16 protein-coding genes are annotated in these 17,351 nt (G+C 66.7%); 7 read left to right on the top strand and 9 right to left on the bottom strand.

Annotated features, from left to right (window positions below):
- Positions 1-66 precede the first annotated feature (66 nt).
- Positions 67-2,583, bottom strand: a complete 2,517-nt coding sequence (locus tag AC07M9_RS13835; RefSeq protein WP_494884331.1) for a TonB-dependent receptor — start codon at positions 2,581-2,583, stop codon at positions 67-69.
- A gap of 209 nt (positions 2,584-2,792) precedes the next feature.
- On the opposite strand from AC07M9_RS13835, the gene AC07M9_RS13830 reads away from it, so the two are divergent.
- The 4 genes from AC07M9_RS13830 to AC07M9_RS13815 all read left to right on the top strand — a co-directional run bounded on the left by AC07M9_RS13830 (position 2,793) and on the right by AC07M9_RS13815 (position 6,233).
- A complete protein-coding gene (locus tag AC07M9_RS13830; protein ID WP_494884330.1) occupies positions 2,793-3,437 on the top strand; it encodes a TetR/AcrR family transcriptional regulator in 645 nt (214 codons plus the stop codon).
- Between the two features lie 98 nt (positions 3,438-3,535).
- Positions 3,536-3,739, top strand: coding sequence for a hypothetical protein (locus tag AC07M9_RS13825; RefSeq protein ID WP_494884329.1), 204 nt, complete (start codon positions 3,536-3,538; stop codon positions 3,737-3,739).
- A 325-nt stretch (positions 3,740-4,064) separates the two neighbouring features.
- Complete coding sequence (locus AC07M9_RS13820; protein WP_494884328.1) at positions 4,065-4,817, top strand: SDR family NAD(P)-dependent oxidoreductase; 753 nt, start codon at positions 4,065-4,067, stop codon at positions 4,815-4,817.
- A 729-nt stretch (positions 4,818-5,546) separates the two neighbouring features.
- Positions 5,547-6,233, top strand: a complete 687-nt coding sequence (locus AC07M9_RS13815) for a hypothetical protein (protein WP_494884327.1) — start codon at positions 5,547-5,549, stop codon at positions 6,231-6,233.
- A gap of 16 nt (positions 6,234-6,249) precedes the next feature.
- Here AC07M9_RS13815 and AC07M9_RS13810 read toward each other — a convergent pair whose 3' ends face one another.
- The 7 genes from AC07M9_RS13810 to panC all read right to left on the bottom strand — a co-directional run bounded on the left by AC07M9_RS13810 (position 6,250) and on the right by panC (position 13,703).
- The gene (locus AC07M9_RS13810; RefSeq protein WP_494884326.1) at positions 6,250-6,897 is read right to left on the bottom strand and encodes an OmpA family protein; all 648 of its coding nucleotides are present in this window, start codon (positions 6,895-6,897) and stop codon (positions 6,250-6,252) included.
- Positions 6,894-8,729, bottom strand: a complete 1,836-nt coding sequence (locus AC07M9_RS13805) for a cation:proton antiporter (RefSeq protein WP_494884325.1) — start codon at positions 8,727-8,729, stop codon at positions 6,894-6,896. The genes AC07M9_RS13810 and AC07M9_RS13805 overlap by 4 nt, the downstream gene beginning before the upstream one ends.
- A gap of 87 nt (positions 8,730-8,816) precedes the next feature.
- Positions 8,817-9,389 (bottom strand): hypothetical protein, encoded by a 573-nt coding sequence (locus AC07M9_RS13800; protein WP_494884324.1) that lies wholly within the window; start codon positions 9,387-9,389, stop codon positions 8,817-8,819.
- Positions 9,386-10,741 (bottom strand): sensor histidine kinase, encoded by a 1,356-nt coding sequence (locus AC07M9_RS13795; protein WP_494884323.1) that lies wholly within the window; start codon positions 10,739-10,741, stop codon positions 9,386-9,388. Before AC07M9_RS13795 ends, AC07M9_RS13800 begins: the two co-directional genes overlap by 4 nt.
- A 22-nt stretch (positions 10,742-10,763) precedes the next feature.
- Positions 10,764-11,453 carry a response regulator transcription factor gene (locus AC07M9_RS13790; protein ID WP_494884322.1) on the bottom strand — a complete coding sequence of 230 codons (690 nt, stop codon included), beginning with the start codon at positions 11,451-11,453 and terminating at the stop codon, positions 10,764-10,766.
- 465 nt (positions 11,454-11,918) lie between these two features.
- Positions 11,919-12,701: a CsgG/HfaB family protein gene (locus AC07M9_RS13785; protein WP_494884321.1), complete on the bottom strand. Its 783-nt coding sequence runs from the start codon at positions 12,699-12,701 to the stop codon at positions 11,919-11,921.
- Between the two features lie 126 nt (positions 12,702-12,827).
- Positions 12,828-13,703 (bottom strand): pantoate--beta-alanine ligase, encoded by an 876-nt coding sequence (gene panC, locus AC07M9_RS13780; protein WP_494884320.1) that lies wholly within the window; start codon positions 13,701-13,703, stop codon positions 12,828-12,830.
- 141 nt (positions 13,704-13,844) lie between these two features.
- Here panC and AC07M9_RS13775 point away from each other — a divergent pair, with 141 nt between their 5' ends.
- Together AC07M9_RS13775 and AC07M9_RS13770 are read left to right on the top strand one after the other, a co-directional pair.
- Positions 13,845-14,669, top strand: coding sequence for a division plane positioning ATPase MipZ (locus tag AC07M9_RS13775; protein ID WP_494884319.1), 825 nt, complete (start codon positions 13,845-13,847; stop codon positions 14,667-14,669).
- 4 nt (positions 14,670-14,673) lie between these two features.
- Complete coding sequence (locus AC07M9_RS13770; RefSeq protein WP_494884318.1) at positions 14,674-14,973, top strand: J domain-containing protein; 300 nt, start codon at positions 14,674-14,676, stop codon at positions 14,971-14,973.
- A gap of 10 nt (positions 14,974-14,983) precedes the next feature.
- On the opposite strand, the gene AC07M9_RS13765 is transcribed toward AC07M9_RS13770, so the two are convergent.
- Positions 14,984-15,718: a metallophosphoesterase family protein gene (locus AC07M9_RS13765; protein WP_494884317.1), complete on the bottom strand. Its 735-nt coding sequence runs from the start codon at positions 15,716-15,718 to the stop codon at positions 14,984-14,986.
- Between the two features lie 228 nt (positions 15,719-15,946).
- On the opposite strand from AC07M9_RS13765, the gene pgmG reads away from it, so the two are divergent.
- Positions 15,947-17,347 carry a phosphoglucomutase/phosphomannomutase PgmG gene (gene pgmG / locus AC07M9_RS13760; protein ID WP_494884524.1) on the top strand — a complete coding sequence of 467 codons (1,401 nt, stop codon included), beginning with the start codon at positions 15,947-15,949 and terminating at the stop codon, positions 17,345-17,347.
- The last annotated feature ends 4 nt before the right edge of the window (positions 17,348-17,351 follow it).

The following is a 17,351-nucleotide window of genomic DNA, read 5'->3' as shown; positions in this document are numbered from 1 at the left end:
GGGGGTCTCCAGTTATCGCCATATAGGCGGCCGGAGACCCTCAAGTGGGAGGACTGAGGAGCTGGATTAGTAGCGGAAGGTGAGTTGTGCCTGCACAGTGCGCGGCAGGCTGGCGAAACCGATTTGGTCCGCCACCACGCCGGCGTTCGTTCCTGTGCCCGAGCCGGTATTGGGGGCGTCAGTACCGCCGACTGCGTAGAAGCGATTGGTCAGGTTCTTACCGATGACCTGAAGCTGCCAACGCTCGTCCGGCGTCGTGAACGAGATGGTGCCGTCCAGCGAAACGTAGCGCTTCTGTCTGGTATAAGGATTGCCGAAGGCCGAAGCGAGATAACTGCTGCTGTAGCGGGCGTCAGCGCTGAACGCGACCTTGGCGCCGCTTCCCATTAGTGCCTCATAGGTCGCGCCGAGGTTGCCGGTCCAGTCGGGGGCGTTGGCGGTAGGTTGCCCCTTGAGATTCTGCCGGTTGGCGATGGTGTCAATCGCCGGATCGAACGGTCGGGAGCTGTCGGTTGCACCCAGGTAGACTAGGTTGCACCCTTCGCCACGCGTCTGACCCGCCCAGCACGGCGCGCCTTGCGCATCGCCGTAACGGGCACGATTGTAGTTCACGCTACCATGCAGGTCGAACCCTGCCAGCGCGCGCGGCGCCACCTGGAATTCGAACTCGATCCCCTTGGTGCGTGCCGAGCCAGCATTGATCGTCGTGAAGGCAAAAATATCCGACCGGAAGAAATCGAGCTGCAAGTTGCTGTACTTGTAATTGTACGCGGTCAGGTTGAGGCGCAGCTGGCGATCGAGCCAGGTGGTCTTGATGCCGGCTTCGAAGCCCTTGGCCTTCTCGGGATCGAACTCGAAATCGGCTAGGCCAGCGTTGGGGCTGTAGATGCCGGAATTCGAGAAACCGCCCGACTTATAGGCAGTCTTGTAGGCACCGTAGATCGTGATGTCGTTGGTGGGCTTGTAGGTGATCGTGGCTTCAGGCGACCAATCCTCGAAGTCCTGGTTCGAACGCAGGGTCACCCCCGGCAGGAAGATGCCCTGGGCCACGCGGATTGGATGGGAATAGGGCTGAAGGAAGTAGCTGTCCTTGCTTTCCGAGGTGTAGCGCACACCGCCAGCGATCTCGACCTTGTCGACCGGGCGTACTATTAGCTGCCCGAACAGGGCATAGGTTTCGCCGTTGGTCTGCGAATCCTTCGAGTTGGCGAGATAGCGGCGGAAGCCGGGGGTTGCCGCGCTGTTTTCCAGACCACCAGAGACCGTCCATGCATCATAGTCGCGCTTGGTCTTCTGATAGTAGCCGCCGAACATAGCATCCCAGAAGCCGCCGAGCGTGGTCTGCGCGCGCACTTCCTGCGAGAAAGCGTGCCAGGTCGAATCCTCGGTCGCGAAGATACCCGGTGCGCCAGAACGGGAAAGACTGTCGGCATCGAATTGGAAGGTGTTGTGATTCCAGTTGTAATTAGTGACGGACGAAATCGACAGATCGTCCATCGCCCAGGTGAGCCCCAGGTTCGCCGCCCAGGACTTGTACTGGTTGCCCTGCGCGCCATCGGAATTTGCAAAGGGCTGCGTTGCCGCGATGTCGACCGGGGTCCGGTTCGCGGACGAGGCGAAGCGCCGGCCGCATTTGATCGCCGGGTTACCAGCCGACGCGCCCGTAGGGCAATAGTACAGCACCGATCCGGCGCTGGGGTTGTTGCTGTCGTTAACGCCGTAATTGGCTTTAAGCACGGCGGTGAAGGTGTCGGTCGGCTCCCATTTAAGGGTGCCGCGGATGTACGCTTCCTTCGCGCGGCCGTCGCCGGCAGGGCCCGAATTGTGAAGGGTGGTTGTACCCGGAACGGCGGTCGATGTCCGGTCGATCGTAGGATAGGTCTGGGTGGTACCTTCCTGTTTGTAGTACCCGTCAAACTGCTTGGAGGCACGCGCTGCCACGCGAATACCGAGCGTATCGCTCAACGGGCTGGAAACGATCGCTTCGCCGTAAACCTGCTTTGCGGTGAATTCATAACCGGCACGGGCGATGATTTCGAGTTTGTCGCCCGGGTCTGCAGTGGTGATAGAAACGACGCCAGCCGTCGCGTTCTTGCCGAAGAACAGCGCCTGCGGGCCCTTGAGGATCTCCAGCCGACCCAGGTCGAAGAATCCTTCGTTGATCGTTCGGCCCTGGCCGTAATAGGCACCGTCGACGATCACGGCGACCGACTGCTCCAGTCCGATCGAGGTCGTGTTCGAACCGATCCCGCGCAGCACGAGCGTGGCGCCGGAACCGGACGGGGTGCGGCCGATCGAGAACGAGGGCGTCTGCGCGGCGACGCGTTCGAGGCTGCTAAGGTCGTACTGCTGCATGCGCTCGGCACTAATCGCGACGACCGAAACCGGAACATCCTGCGTCGTTTCCTGGCGCTTGCGGGCGGTAACGATAATGTCGCCAATGCCGCCTTCTTGCGCCTGTTCGGTTTGCGCCATAGCAACGGATGCATCGGTTAGCCCGATCCCCGCAGTAGCGGCCAGAAGCATGGCGCGGATTGCGGTTGTGCGGTGGCGAACGGGCACTGCCCGGCTCTGTCGAGTCATGTGATCTTCTCCCAAGCATTCTTCTAGGCAACGCTGCGTCGAGCGGCCGGTAATTAAAACATACGCGTTAATCGGGGTAACGCACCTGTTTTAATGGACAGGGCGGGTTGGTTTCGTTCAAGGCTACGGCGTAGAACGCACCTGTACGAAAGGGACAAACCGTGCTGCGCGAACTAGAATTCGCTCGGGGTTCGTGTACGGAACGCAGCGTGACCGAGCCGCCCCTACACTTCGCTGATGAGACCAAATTGCGGATCATCGCAGCAGCCGAATCGCTCTATGCCCAGCGTTCCATCGAGAGCGTCTCGTTCCGCGAGATCGCTCAGGCGGCGGGCAACCGGAACACGAACGCCGTGCAATACCACTTTGGCAATCGCGAAACGCTGGTGCAGGCGATCTTCGCTTGGCGCGTATGGCAAATGGAAGCCCCGCGCGGCGCGGCGATTGCGAGGCTCGAAAAATGCGGCCGACCATTTGATCTTCGCACCCTCATGCAGATCCTGTGCGAGCCGATTTTGGACCTTATCGACGAAGAGGGCCGACACACCTATGCGGCGTTCATGAGCAAATACCTGCTCCAACAGCGTCCGTTGGGTGTACCCCATGCCGGCGACACACGCCCCGATCTCAATCGCAACCTGCGATGGCTTCTGGATAGGATTAACAGATTGGTCGCCGCGGAGGATCTGCACCTTGGTGACTACCGTATCGCGTTGTCTTATCTCGTGGTCATCAACATGATGGTGCTCTCGGATAACGAAAGTCTGCAGAAGCGCGAGCCCGAGCAGTTCCGTCGGCGGTTCGATATCGCTCTTACCATGGCCGTAGCTGCACTGGAGAGCAGCCAAAACTGAACACCCCGACCTAGCCCTGTTGTCAGGCGACCGCCCCATCCGCATCCCGAATAAAAGAGCGGAATATAAATCGGAAGAGGACGACATAAGGAGCCGGCATGACCGATCTGCCTACCCTGATCGCGAAAGACGCAATACGCGATCTCGCCGCTCGCTACATACGCGGCCAGGACCGGCTGGACCTCGCGCCGCAACTGTTGAGGTTTTGGCTGGGTTCGCCCCCCGATATGGCAATTTCAAGGCCAGCGGGCGGAGTCGTGGACTTTGCGCAAGGCATGCTCGCCAAACATCTCGCCAACTAGCACATCATCGGCCAGCACGTGATTGCGTTCGATCCCGCTGATCCGGCGCGCGATTATGGCGCAGTGGACTACTTTGCCTGCCATCGGATTGTTGAGGATGGCGCGCCGATCGATATGGTTAACTCGGGCCGCTAGCTCGACCGATGCGAATGGGCGAGTGAGGCTTCGCCCGCCGCTCGGACTATGTCGATTGGATCCGCAAGCAAGCTGCCGTCGATGCCGTTCTTGCAACCGACCTGCCGCTTGCCTGATCGGCCGTCACGACATGCAGGATCAGTCTAAAGCCCCCCTTTGGCTCGCCACCGTTTAAATCGGAGACTCCATAGTGACCAACAAGACCATCATTGTCACCGGCGCGGCTTCGGCCGGCGGCCTCGGATTCGCCACCGCACGCCTGCTCGCCCGCGAAGGCTGTACCGTCATCCTTACCGACCTCGACGGCGACGGCGCCGCTGTGCGCGCCAAGGAACTGCGCGCCGAGGGCCTCGACGCTACCGGGGTAGCGCAGGACGTCACCGACGAAGCCGACTGGGCCGCGCTGATTGATAGAGTGAAGGGGCAGGCCGGCCGCATCGACGGTCTCGTCAACAACGCCGGCATCGCGGTGCTGAAGTGGACGGCCGACCTTGAACTCGCTGCCTGGAATCGCCAATTGGCCGTCAACCTCACCAGCGTGTACCTAGGCTGCCGCGCGGTGCTGCCGGTGATGCAGGCGCAAGGCTCGGGGTCGATCGTGAACCTGTCGTCGATCGCGGGACTGGTCGGCATTCCAGGCGCCTCGGCCTATGCCGCCAGCAAGGCAGGCGTGCGACTTTATTCCAAGTCGCTCGCGCTGGAGGTTGCCAAGCAGGGCATCCGCGTCAATTCGGTGCACCCCGGTGTCATCTGGACAGACATGCAAAAGGTCGCGATCGAGGACAATCCAGAGCAGCACGACGTCATCAACGCCTCAATCCCGGCGGGGCGGATGGGCGAGCCGGACGATATCGGCCACATGATCGCCTTTCTGCTGTCCGATCGCGCGAACTACGTCACCGGCGGCGAGTTTGTCGTCGACGGCGGATTAACCGCGCAGTGACTGCCGCCATCTCCACACACGCGCAATCGTGTTGTTCGTTGTAGTTGCGCTCGGCCAGATCGGCGGCAGCGTAATGCTCGCTCGCACCGCCGACTCACCAGTCGTGCTGGTCGGTGCATGCGCACGCGGCCTGCCCGGCCACATCAGTATCGATCGTCGAGACGTGCTCCAGACCACCGCGCTCGACGATGGGTCGCATCGCGGCAAATTTATATAGTTCGCAATCCCGATAAGCTCCGTCATCTAATGGCAGCTTTCGGCACAGACGGTCCTCCACACCATGGCCACTGAAGGTCTCGAATTGGTCGCAACCCGACGGCTTAAGACGATGTCGTTGGCTTGATCGACATCTTCGCCCGAATCACTGCGTTTCCCTGTCCGTGGCAATCCAATTGCTGCCAAAGATTCTAGGGTACTGCCTGGGGGCCACGGTAAGATGCAGTGATTCTAACGTTCTGATGGTCAATCGAAAACCTCCGCGAATTAAATTCCCTTCACCCGCTCCATCAATGAAATCAGTGTCTTTTCGGGGCCGACCGCTCAAATCCGGGCGACGAGCGAGTTCTTGCCAGGCTGCGGCGTCCTGCCGTCGCACCGACCGGTCGGGTGTCTGTCCCGCTTCCCCATAAATCGGCGCAAGGCTGTCATTGCACGGCGGGGCGATAATCGCTGGCTCATGGGCACGGCATCGGCCATCGTGCCGCCTTCCCATACTTGGCAGGAGAGTTCGTGTACCGCCCGACGATAATAGTGCTGAGTGCCCTGGCCGCCGCGTCCCCGGCCGCCGCCCTGGCCGATACACCGCGTGAACTGCTGACCGCCGCGGCGTTCCAGGCGCCGGACAAGACGAGGGCCCTGGCGCTGGTTGCCCAGGCGATCGCCGCCGCCGACCGGATCCTGGCGAAACGCGCGGGCGACTATGAAGCCACGCTCCAGCGCGGCATCGCGATCGGTTACCGCGGGAAGCTGACGCGCAGCAGGTCGGATGTGAAGGCCTCGCTTGTCACGTTCGAGCGCCTTGCCGCGCAGAACCCGCGTGACGCCGAAGTCCAGATGGCGATCGCGGGCTGGCACCTTGGCGCGATCGACCAGTTGGGCGGTTTCCTCGCCCGTACCGCGCTGGGCGCCAAGGCTGGGGCAGGAGAGAGCGCCCTGAAGCGGGCCGTCGCGCTGGGCGGCGATCGCGCTTTCTATCCCGGGCTGGGAGCGCTGCTGTACATTCGCGACAATACCGCCGACGTGGCGCAGGCCCGCAAATGGGCCGAGGTTGCCGCATCCGCGCAGGCACCGACGACGCTCGATGCGGTGATGAAGCGGGCCGCCGCCGCCATCCTGCCCGAACTGCGCGCCAACAACGGCAAGGGTGCCGCCGCGGAGGCGCGCCGACTGCTGCCCTTCGGCAAGCTCGAGAACTGATCGCCGGCGACGGACGTCAGGGCGCTGGCGCCTGTGCTTTCTCGGCAGTGCCGGCGGCGGGCATTGCCGGCGGCGGGGGCGGCAGGTCCACCCTGACGTCGACGCGCCGGTTTTTTGCGCGGCCTTCGGGGTCGTCGGAGCCGTCGAGCCTGCGATTGGGAGCGATGGGCCGGGCCTCGCCAAGGGCGATCACGGTCATCCGGTCCCGAGCGACGCCCTTGTTTTCGAGGTAGGCGCGCACCGCGTCGGCGCGGCGGCGCGATGCGGCGAGGTTGTCCGCGTCGGACCCTCTGGAATCGCTGTGGCCCCAGATCGTGATCGGCCCGCCCGCTAGGAACGCTGGCGCCTTCAGCAGGTCGCCGAGGAGAGCGGTGCCTCCCGCATCCGGCCTGGTCCCCGTGGCAGAGAAGGGAACCGTGATCTGCGAGGGTTCGATTGCAGGAGCCTCGGTGGGACCCGTATCCACTTCGGCACGGATGATCGACTTCTTGACGATATCGTCCGGCGCTTCGCTCGCGGCGGGATCGGCGTCGCCGCCGGGTGCCGATGCCTCGGTCGCGGTATCGTCCGTCTGGCCGGCGGGCTGGCAGGCGGCGAGCAGCAGCGGTGCGGCCATCAGGGCCGACGGCAGGATGCGGACGGGGGGGACGGAAAAGCCTCTCATGCAGTCGCCTCCTTCTTCGGGGTCTGGCGGGTCGGGTCGGGTTCGGCGCGGCGCGGGGGGCCGTAGGATACCACCACGTCGCCCGCCTGCGGGCTGGGGCGCGAGGCATGGGTGAAGAAGCGGATGCGCCCGTCCTTGCGCAGCAGGAACAGCATGTCCGCTTCGTCCGCCAGCGCAGCCTGCGCGGCGGCGAAGTCGAACTGCTCGCTGATGCGGGTCTTGCGGAAGGTCCAGCCCTGGCCCTCGCGCTCCATGATCTCGGCGACGCCGTGGCCAGAGGCGAACATGGCGCGGCCGCGCAGCGCCTCGGGGAGGCTGCGGTGGTCCTCGTCATCGCCCATGCCGCCGAGCTGGTAGACCGAATCGCGGCCGATGTCGGGCGCGAACTCGCTGCAGACGAGGGCATTGTAGGCCTCGTTGTCGGTCGTTGCGGCGAGGACCTGGAACTGCGTGAGGTCGAGGCGCTCCTCTGTCGATTCGGCCAGGATCTCGCCGTGATAGGTGGCGATACCGGCCTGCCGGGCCGCGGAAAGCCGCTGCCAGCTGTTGTCCGCGATCATCACCGGCAGTTCCAACTGGCGCAGCTGTTGGGCCAGCGCGAGGCTCCACGAGGTGCTGCCGACGATCAGCAGGCCTTTCTGCGGCGCACCGGTGACGCCCAGCCAGCGGGCCACATGGCGGATGGAGAAGCCGTGGGCGATGATCGTGGCGATGACGACCGAGAACGACAGCGTCACCAGGATCGAGCCGTCGCCGTAGCCCAGCTGGTCGAGCCGGAGCGCGAAGAGGCCCGAGACCGCGACCGCGACGACGCCGCGCGGAGCGATCCAGGCGATGAGCAGCCGCTCGTTCCAGGGGATCTTGCTGAAGGCGAGGCTCACCAGCACTGTCGCCGGGCGGACCAGGAACAGCAGCGCCAGCAGGAAGGCGATGAAGCGCCATTCGAAGTGGCGCAGCACGTCGAGGTCGAGTGAGGCGGAGAGCAGCACGAACACGCCCGAGATCAGCAGGACGGTCACGTTCTCCTTGAACGGGTGGATATCGCGCAGCGAATCGAGGCGCATGTTGGCGATGGCGATGCCCATCACCGTAACGGCGAGCAGCCCGGTCTCCTGCTGGATCAGGTTCGAGAGCACGAAGGTGCCGATCACCGCGACCAGCAGCACCGGCGCCTTGAGGTATTCGGGCACATGGCCGCGCGGGAAGGCCCAGGCGATCGCCTTGGCGACCGCGTAGCCGATCAGTCCGGCGACCGCGGCGGCGGCGAGCAGCGAGGCGACCACCGCCAGCAGCGTGCCGCCCTCGCCCGAGCGGCGCAGGTATTCGTAGGTGATCACGGCGCAGAGCGCGCCGAAGGGGTCGTTGACGATCGCTTCCCACTTGAGGATCGCGCGGGGCCGCGGCGCGACGTTGCTCTGGCGTAGCAGGGGGATGACGACGGTGGGGCCGGTCACCACGAGGATGCCGGCGAACAGGATCGCCACCGGCCAGACCAGGCCCGCCACGTAGTAGCAGGCCACCGCGCCCAGCACCCACCCGAGCGGGATGCCGATCACCATCAGGCGCGCAACTGCACCGTCGGTCTTGCGCAGTTCACGGAAGTTGAGGCTGAGACCGCCTTCGAACAGGATCAGCGCGACCGCCACCGAGACCATCGGTTCCAGCAGTTCGCCGAAGGTATGCTCGGGCATGACCAGCCCGGTGACCGGCCCGGCGATGACGCCGGCGGCAAGCATGAGGGCGATGGCCGGCCAGCCGGTACGCCAAGCGATCCATTGTGCTCCGATGCCAAGAATACCGATCAGCGCGAAAACGAGGGCCTGTTGCTCCATACCGACGCTTTAACGAACGAGGTCCTGTAAGGTAACCGGCCAAGGCCGCGCTTTCTGCGAAACCCCGGTTGCGCGGCGCGCGAACGCCTATTCGACCACGAGGAAGTACTCGGCCACGCGGTTGCCGCCGTTGCGTACCTCGATCACGTAGCGCTGGGTGAACAGCGGCACCCAACGGCAGGCGCGGCGTGCATCGACGGTGGTGCAGACGGGGCGCCGATCGGCGTCGAGCACCTGCAGCGTCAGCGGCGTGTCGCTGGGGGTGGAAAGCGCGATGCTGGCCTTCTTGCCCGACAGGAACACCTGCTCGAAGCTGTCGCTGCCACCGGGGGAGGCCTTGCCCGAGCGGTAGCCGGGGCCGAGCGGGCTGCCGCGCAGCGGGCCGGGCGCATCCGTCACCAGCGCGCGCCAGGCGGGAACGGGATCCTGGCCGGCCCAGTCGTCGAGCGGCCGGGCGCCGGAGCGTTCGATCACGGCCAGCGCCTGCGCCAGCGCGGACGGGTCGGAGCGGGTCTGGGCCGTCTGCGCCGAGGAAAGCGCCAGCGCCACGCGCTCGCCGAGGGCCGGGGCTTCGTCCTGTGCCGCCGCGGGCACGACCGACATGGCCGCCATGGCGAGGCCGCTGGCGAAGACCATGCACTGGCGCGGGGTTGGGCTCATCGTTTGAACTCCGGGGCAACCGTGAAACAGGCGCCCTTGCCTGAGGGCGCCAGCGTGATCTCCAGGTGGTGGCGTTCGGCGATCGCGCGGCACAGGGCAAGACCGAGGCCAGCGCCTTCCGTGCCGATACGACTCCCGCCTCGGCTGAACTTCTCGAAAATACTCTCGCGCTGGTCGTCGGGAATGCCGGGCCCATCGTCGCTGACGACGAGTCTCGGCCCCCTGCGCAGCTTGAGGCGCACCGTACCACCGCTCGGCACGTACTTGAAGGCATTGTCGAGCAGGTTGGTGACGAGGCGCGTGAGCTGCATCTCCTCGCCGTCGATCACCACTTCGGATTCGATGTCGAGCTCGAGCCTGTGCCCGGAATCCTCCGCGCTGTCGGCGTAGAGCTCGCCCAGCCGCGCGGTCAGGACGCTCATGTCCACCGGCGAAAGCCCGTGCCGGTCGCCGCGCCGGGCCTCGCTGGCGGCGATGTCGAGCAGCGATTCGAGCATGCGGATGATGCCGCGGATCTCGGTGCGCGCGTCGGCGATGCGCGAGGCGGTCTCGGCGTCGGGCGTCGCCGCCAACGCCTTCACTAGCCGGTTGTCGAGGTGCATCAGCGGCGTGCGCATCTCATGGGCGACGTGGTCGGTCGTTTCGCGGTGGGCGGCAGCGAGGCGTTTGAGGCGGCTCAGCGCGTTGCCCGAGTGGCTGGTCAGTTCGTCGATCTCGTCGCGCCCGGCCGATCCGCGTTCCAGTTCGGCGAGCGCGGCGTCGTCGGGTTGGCGGAACGCGGCGTTGATCCGCTCGAGCCGCCCGGCCAGGCGGTGTGCGGCCATCCACCCGCCCAGCGCCACGGCAAGGACGGCGAGCAGGCCCCCCGTCAGGAAGACCAGCGCCACCTGCCGCAGCAGCAGGCTCAGGTCGCGGTACTCGTGCGCCACCAGCAGCCGCAGGTTGGGGGCCAGTTGGGTCGAGCGGGCGAAGGCGTGATCGGCGCCGTCGATCGTCACGTCGGCCGCCTCCGAGACGCCCGCATGAAGCCCCGGCCAGGTCTTGAGGTCGCCGGCGATGCGTTTGCCCTGCGCGTCGGCGAGCAGGTAGTGCGCGGGATCGCCGTCGCGCGGCTGGAGGGCGAGGCGGTCCTCGATGCGCTTGGCGAGTTCGTGCTCGTCGCCGCTGGCGTAGATGTCGACCATGCCGGCGAGGTCGACATCGACCGCGCGTTCGAGCGCCTGGCGGTTGGTGCGCTGGATCGTCGCGTTGGTCAGCACCCAGAGGCCGAAGGTGATGACCGCGGCGGTCGCGATCGCCCAGAGCACGATCTGCGCGAAGATCGAATGACGGATGACGAACAGGCGGCTCATCGCGAAGCTGCGCGGCCGTGTTTCACCGGCCGTCCAACAGCCTGTACCCCGACCCCCAGATCGTTTCGAGCGCGGGCTTGTCGAAACCTTCCTCTAGCTTGCGGCGCAGGCGTCCGATGTTGACGTCGACGACGTTGGTCTGGGGATCGAAGTTCATCTTCCACACGTCGCGCAGCAGCATCTCGCGCGTCAGCACCTCGCCGGCATTCTCCATGAAGTAACGGAACAGCTCGAATTCCTTCGGGCTGAGCGAGAGGTGGCGGTTGTCGCGAAAGGCGGTGCGCGCCTTCACGTGGCATTCGAAGGCGCCATAGAGGATCACCGCCGAGTGCTCGCGCCCCGAGGAGCGCCGATGCAGCGCGCGCAGGCGGGCGAGCAGTTCCTCGCCCTCGAACGGCTTGGCGAGATAGTCGTCGGCGCCTGCGTCCAGCCCTTCGGCGCGGTCGGACGTGCGGCCGAGCGCGGAAAGCAGCAGCACCGGCGTGCCGACCCCGCTTTCACGCAGGCGCGACAGGATGGTGAGCCCGTCGAGGTCGGGCAGCATGCGGTCGAGGATGATGACGTCGAAGCGCTCCACTCCCGCACGCTTGAGCCCGTCGCCGCCGGTGGCGCACCAGGTCAGCGTGTCGCCCGACTGGCCTGCGAGTTCTTCGACCTGCGACGCCGCGCGCGAATCGTCCTCGATGTAGAGGATGTTCAGACCGCCCGTCATGTCGCCACTCCCCATTGCGCGCGCGCTCATCGTGAAAACGCCTCGTGCCGCATATCGTACACGGCGACGGGGTTGCCGGCGACGGTCATCGTGCCGGATGCAGGCAAGGGCCCCTCCCGGCCCATGACCTGCCCCGACCCGCCGACCGCCGCCAGGCGCGGAGCCTTCGGACGCCGCCCAAGGGGACTGGGACTGCGGCGCCCGCGACCCCGAAGCGCGTCGAGATCATCGCAGACAGCATCGCCGGCGTCGTGCCGGAGTGAAATCCAATCGCGAATAGCCATGTCCCCAGCCGAGGCCGTTTGCCTCCAGCGCCTCGGCGCCAAATCCGGCCCGGTGCTGGACCCGAACCGCGGCGGGCACTCTCGAGTATGTGCCATCCCCGGCCGAATCGGGAAATAAACCAGGCCGCGGCCGGGGTCGCCTGACAATGGCTGTTAGATGACGCCCCCGGCGCCCCGGTCGTCAGTGCGCTGCGGGCGCCGCCGCCGAGGCGTCAGCGGGCAGGCCGCCGAGCTGGGTGACGAGCTGCGTATAGGCGTCGAGGTAGGCGAGCACGATGATCTGTCCGATCTGCGTGTTCTGGTAGCCGCCGCCGCCGACCCCGCCGAAGGTGCCGCCGAAGAAGCCGCCCCCGCCACCGCCGAAGCTGACGTCGGACTTGCGCGCGTAACCCTCGGTCAGCGCTTCTTCCACCGTGGTGCGCGAATTGACGATCGAGAGAGTGACGTTGGCCTCGCCCTTCTTGACGTTGAGGCCGCCCGCGATCGCGCCGAAGCCGCGCCCGAACATGCCGCCAACGCCCCCCAGCACGCCGCCGAGGCCGCCGCCGCCCGAATTGTTGTTGGTCGAGACGATGTCCGGCTGCAGGAAGTAGTCCGCCGCCTTGATCTGGCCCTTGCCGATGTTCGAGTCGCCCTGGAGCTCGCCCTGCGCCGCGAGCGCGCGTTCCATCGCGCTGTTTTCCAGCGAGCGGCCGCGATTGACGAGAGTGAAGCAACCCGACTTCTGGACGAAGACGCGCAGGATCGCCTCGGGGCTGCCCAGGCTCAGCTCACGCCACCACTGGTTGTCGGGCTCGACGATCGCCACGGTGCCCAGCCGCTTGGTGCAGGTGGGGATGGCCTGCGTGCCCCGGTCCTGCTGCTGGCGGGCGGAGGACCTGTCGGCGGCCAGAGCCGGGCCGGCGGCCACAGTCGCCGCAAGTGAAACGGCGAGCACGCCCAAGGCGTGGACAGAGTTCTTCATGATCATCATTGCTCCCATGCTTGCCGCGTGGCGGCGCAGACCGCCCGGACCCCTGGGCGAATAGTGCTTAGGGCGCGACATTGGCATGAACAAATGACGATGTCTGTGAGAATTTCGCAGCCTTCGTCAAATGCTTGCAGGCATCACCGCCATGTTGTCGATCAGCCGCGCCGGCCCGATCCTCGCCGCAACGAGCAGGCGCATGGGCCGCGCCGAACGCGCGTCCAGCACCGCGAGGTCGTCCGCATCGCGCAGCTGCGCATAGTCGACCGAGAGGAACCCGCCCCCGACGATCTCCGCCTCCAGCCCCGCCAGCGCCGCAGGCACCTCGGCGCCGCTTTCGATCGCCGCGATCGCGCTGCGCATGGCGCGGGGCAGGGCGACCGCCGCCGCGCGGTCCTCGGCGCCGAGATAGGCATTGCGCGAGGACATCGCGAGGCCGTCCGCCTCGCGCACCGTCTCCACGCCGAGGATCGCGTCTGCAGCCGGCCGGGTGAGATCGAGGTCGCGGGCCATGCGGCGGATCACCGCCAGTTGCTGCCAGTCTTTTTCGCCGAATAGGGCAACGTCGGGCAGGACCTGGTTGAACAGCTTGCACACCACCGTGGCGACCCCGTCGAAGTGCCCGGGCCGCGCCGCGCCGCAGAGCCCCTCGCTCACCCCTGCAACCGCAATGTTCGATGCGAAGCCCGCCGGATACATCGCTTCGACCGTCGGTGCCCAGAGGAGGTCCACCCCTTCCGCTTCCAGCAGGCGGGAATCGCGCTCCAGCTGGCGCGGATAGGCGTCGAGGTCCTCGTTCGCGCCAAACTGCAGCGGGTTGACGAAGATCGAGACGACCACGGCTTGCGCCTGCTTCCTGGCCTCCCGCACGAGTGTCAGATGGCCTTCATGGAGCGCGCCCATCGTCGGCACCAGGGCGACCGGGCCCGCCCCATTCGACCGGGCGCGCAACTGCTCGACTGCACTGCGCAGTGGATCAAGGGTGTGGACGGTTTGCATTGGGGTTCACTGCTCCAGTATGATGGCCTCGGCCGGCAGGCGCGTGGAGGGTTCTCTAACCGCGGCGTGCTTCCGGGGGCAATGTTTGAAACGTGGGTCCGGCAATCTCCGGACCGCCAGCCAGGAAAGCGTAACGGTCAAGTGACAGCGCATCGCATCGTCTTCGCCAACGAAAAGGGCGGCACCGGCAAGTCGACGACGGCCGTGCACGTCGCCATCGCGCTCGCCTACCAGGGCGCCAAGGTCGCCGCGATCGACCTCGATCCGCGCCAGCGCACGCTGTTCCGCTACCTCGAGAACCGCGTCGAGACCGAGCGCCGCCGCGACATCGCGTTGCCGGGTGCGCGCTTCGCGGTCTACGACGGGGACGACCTCGGCGAACTCGACGATCTCGCCGAGCAGATCGCGGAAGGTTACGATTTCCTCGTGTTCGACACGCCCGGCCGCGACGACGCCTTCGCCCGCCACGTCGCCACCACGGCGGATACGCTGGTGACCCCGCTCAACGACAGCTTCGTCGACTTCGACCTGCTCGGCCAGGTCGACAGCGAGACCTTCAAGGTCAAGCGCCTGTCGTTCTACGCCGAAGTCATGTGGGAAGCGCGCAAGCAGCGCGGCCTCAAGACCATCAACGAAGGCCGGCGAGAACTCGACTGGGTGGTGGTGCGCAACCGCGTCCAGCACGTCGAGGCGCGAAACATGCGGCGCATCGACGGCGCGCTGCAGGAACTGTCGAAGCGCGCGGGCTTCCGCATCGCCGGCGGCCTGTCCGAGCGCGTCATCTTCCGTGAGCTGTTCCCCTCCGGTCTGACCCTGCTCGACAAGGGTTACCTGGGCGACCTCGGCACCAGCCACCTTGTCGCGCGGCAGGAAGTGCGCGGGCTCCTGGCCGGGCTCAAGCTGCCGGTGCCGGGCACGCAGACGGCCGGCCTCGCTCCCGCCCCTGCCTTCGCGGCCGGCGCCTGACGCCATGCTCAAGCTGCTCTGGCTGGTCGCGCTCGGCTGCATCGCGTGGCGGCTCTATGCGGGGCGCTGGCCCTGGCAACCGAAGCTCGGCAAGGCGGGAGGCCGGGCCGCGCCCTCGTTCGAGGCCGCGCAGGCCCGCGTCCTGCTGGGCGTGGAAACGGGCGCGACCCGGCGCGAGATCGTCGACGCCCACCGCCGCCGACTTGCCGCCGTCCACCCCGACCGGGGCGGCAGCAACGAGCAGGTCCACGAGGCCAACGCCGCCCGCGACGTGCTGCTCGCGCAGCTGCCGGTCGAAGGGTAAGGCGGCGGGGCTATACCCGCCCGGTCCTGAGCGCCCTGGCCCAGTCCATTCGCCCGTTCGCTTCGGCATCGCGGGCTGCCTGCTCCCAGTCGTAGTCCACGGCGCGGAGTTCGGCCGACCAGGCTCCTGCGGACTGCGTCAGGATGGCGTAGCGGGCGTGGGGAGAGCCGCTCTGCACGACGTGAGCATAGGGCAGGTCATCGGCATAGGCGGGAAGGCCGACGCTTCCCGGATTGACGATGAGGCGTCCGTCGGCAAGCCGCGCCACTCCGGCGACATGGGTGTGGCCGCACAGGAGCACCGCCGCATCCGCATTTCCGGCGCGTTCCAGGACCTCCGCCCCGGTCGCCGGTCGCAGCCCTTCTTCGTCGACCGTCTCCAGGAAGTAGTCGAGGTCGCTGCCGGGGGTGCCGTGGACCATCAGCACCTCGGGCGAGAGCCGCAGCGTGGCGGGCAGATCGGCGATCCAGGCCCGTTGCTCGGGGCGCAGGCGGGCCGCGGCATGCCGGTCGGACAGGCCCATCCGTTCCGGCGCCAGCTCCAGCAACTGGCGCTCGTGATTGCCCCGGATGGTCGGCAGGCCCAGCGCCATCAGCCGATCGGCCGTCGCCTCTGGAAAGAGCGGTCCGGAGAGAATGTCGCCAAGGTTCACGATCTGGTCGACACCGCGCGCGGCAGCATCGGCCAGGACCGCATCCAGCGCGGCGAGGTTCCCGTGGATGTCGGAAAGGGCGGCGATTTTCACCGGGCGGTTCTAGCGGATCGGCCCGCCGGGAGGAACCCGCTGTCGATGGCGGCCTTGCATGACCCGGGCGGTCGCCAGACGCGCAGTCCTGCGCTGCGCATGACTGGCCCTGCTGGCGCGGAGCCCATCGTACCTCGGGATACGGCGTTGCATGACCGCCGCAGGTTACCTTGCCGCAATCGCCGTTGCGGGACCGTCAGGGATTGCGGATAAGCGGGCATGCCCGACATGAGCCACCGCTTTCACCCCTCCATCCTGCGCGAATACGATATCCGGGGCATCGTCGGCGAGACGCTGGGTCCGGCGGATGCCCACGCCATCGGCCGCTGCTTCGCGACGGTCGTGCGGCGGGCGGGCGGGCGCCAGGTGGTGGTCGGCCGCGACGGCCGGCTGAGTTCGCCAATGCTCGAGCAGGCGCTGGTCGAGGGGCTTACCGCCAGCGGCATGGATGTGGTGCGCATCGGGCTGGCCGCCACGCCGATGCTCTATTTCGCGGAGGCCTCAGCCGAAGATGTGCAGGGCGGCGTTCAGGTAACTGGCAGCCACAATCCCGCAGATCACAATGGCTTCAAAATGGTACTGGGCGGGCGGCCGTTCTTCGGGGCGGACATCCAGCGGCTTGGCGCGATGGCGGCGGCGGGGGACTGGATCGACCTCGATAGCCGCGAAGGGGGCGGTCGCCGCGGCCGGCGCGACGTCCTTGCCGGCTATGTCGCGCGTCTGGTCGAGGGGCTCTCGGGTATCGATGCGGATGACGTTCGAGGCCTGCGCATCGGTTGGGATGCCGGGAACGGCGCCGCCGGACCTGCCCTCGAACTCCTGACTTCGCGTCTGCCCGGCGAACACCATCTGCTTTACTCCGAAGTGGACGGGCGGTTTCCCAATCACCATCCCGATCCGACCGTCGAGGCGAACCTTGCAGACCTGAAGGCGCTCGTCGCCGCCAAGAGCCTCGATTTCGGAGTGGCTTTCGACGGCGATGCCGACCGCATGGGTGTGGTGGACGCCCTGGGCAGGGTGATTGACGCCGACCAGTTGCTCACGATCTACGCGCGAGACATGCTGGCCCGTCATCCGGGCGCCACGGTAATCGCGGATGTGAAGGCCTCGCGCCTCGTCTTCTACACCGTGCGGGCGCTTGGCGGCAGGGCCGAGATGGCGCCGTCCGGGCACTCGCATATCAAGTCCAGAATGAAGGAAACCGGCGCCCTGCTGGGCGGCGAGACCAGCGGGCACTTCTTCCTCGCCGACGATTACTATGGCTTCGATGACGGGCTCTATGCCGCCGTGCGCCTCATCGCCGCCGCCGCGCGGCTGGGCGCCTCGATCACCGAACTGCGGGACGCCATGCCGGTCATGGCCAACACGCCCGAACTGCGCTTCGCCGTGTCCCGGGAGCGCAAGTTCGCCGCGATCGAGGAAGTGCGCGAACGGCTGGCGGCGGCGGGCGCGGAGGTGAACGCCCTCGACGGCGTGCGCGTCGATACGCCGGACGGCTGGTGGCTGCTGCGCGCCTCGAACACGCAGGAAGCGCTCACGGCGCGGGCCGAAAGCGATACGGCCGAGGGGCTGGAGCGGCTGGTGGACGAGATCGACCGGCAGCTGGCGTTGTCGGACCTGTCGCGCTGAAGGG

It is taken from the genome of Novosphingobium sp. GW821-FHT09E05, assembly GCF_059416165.1.
The sequence above is the reverse complement of the archived record's forward strand: the minus strand, read 5'-3'. Positions and strand labels throughout refer to the sequence as shown.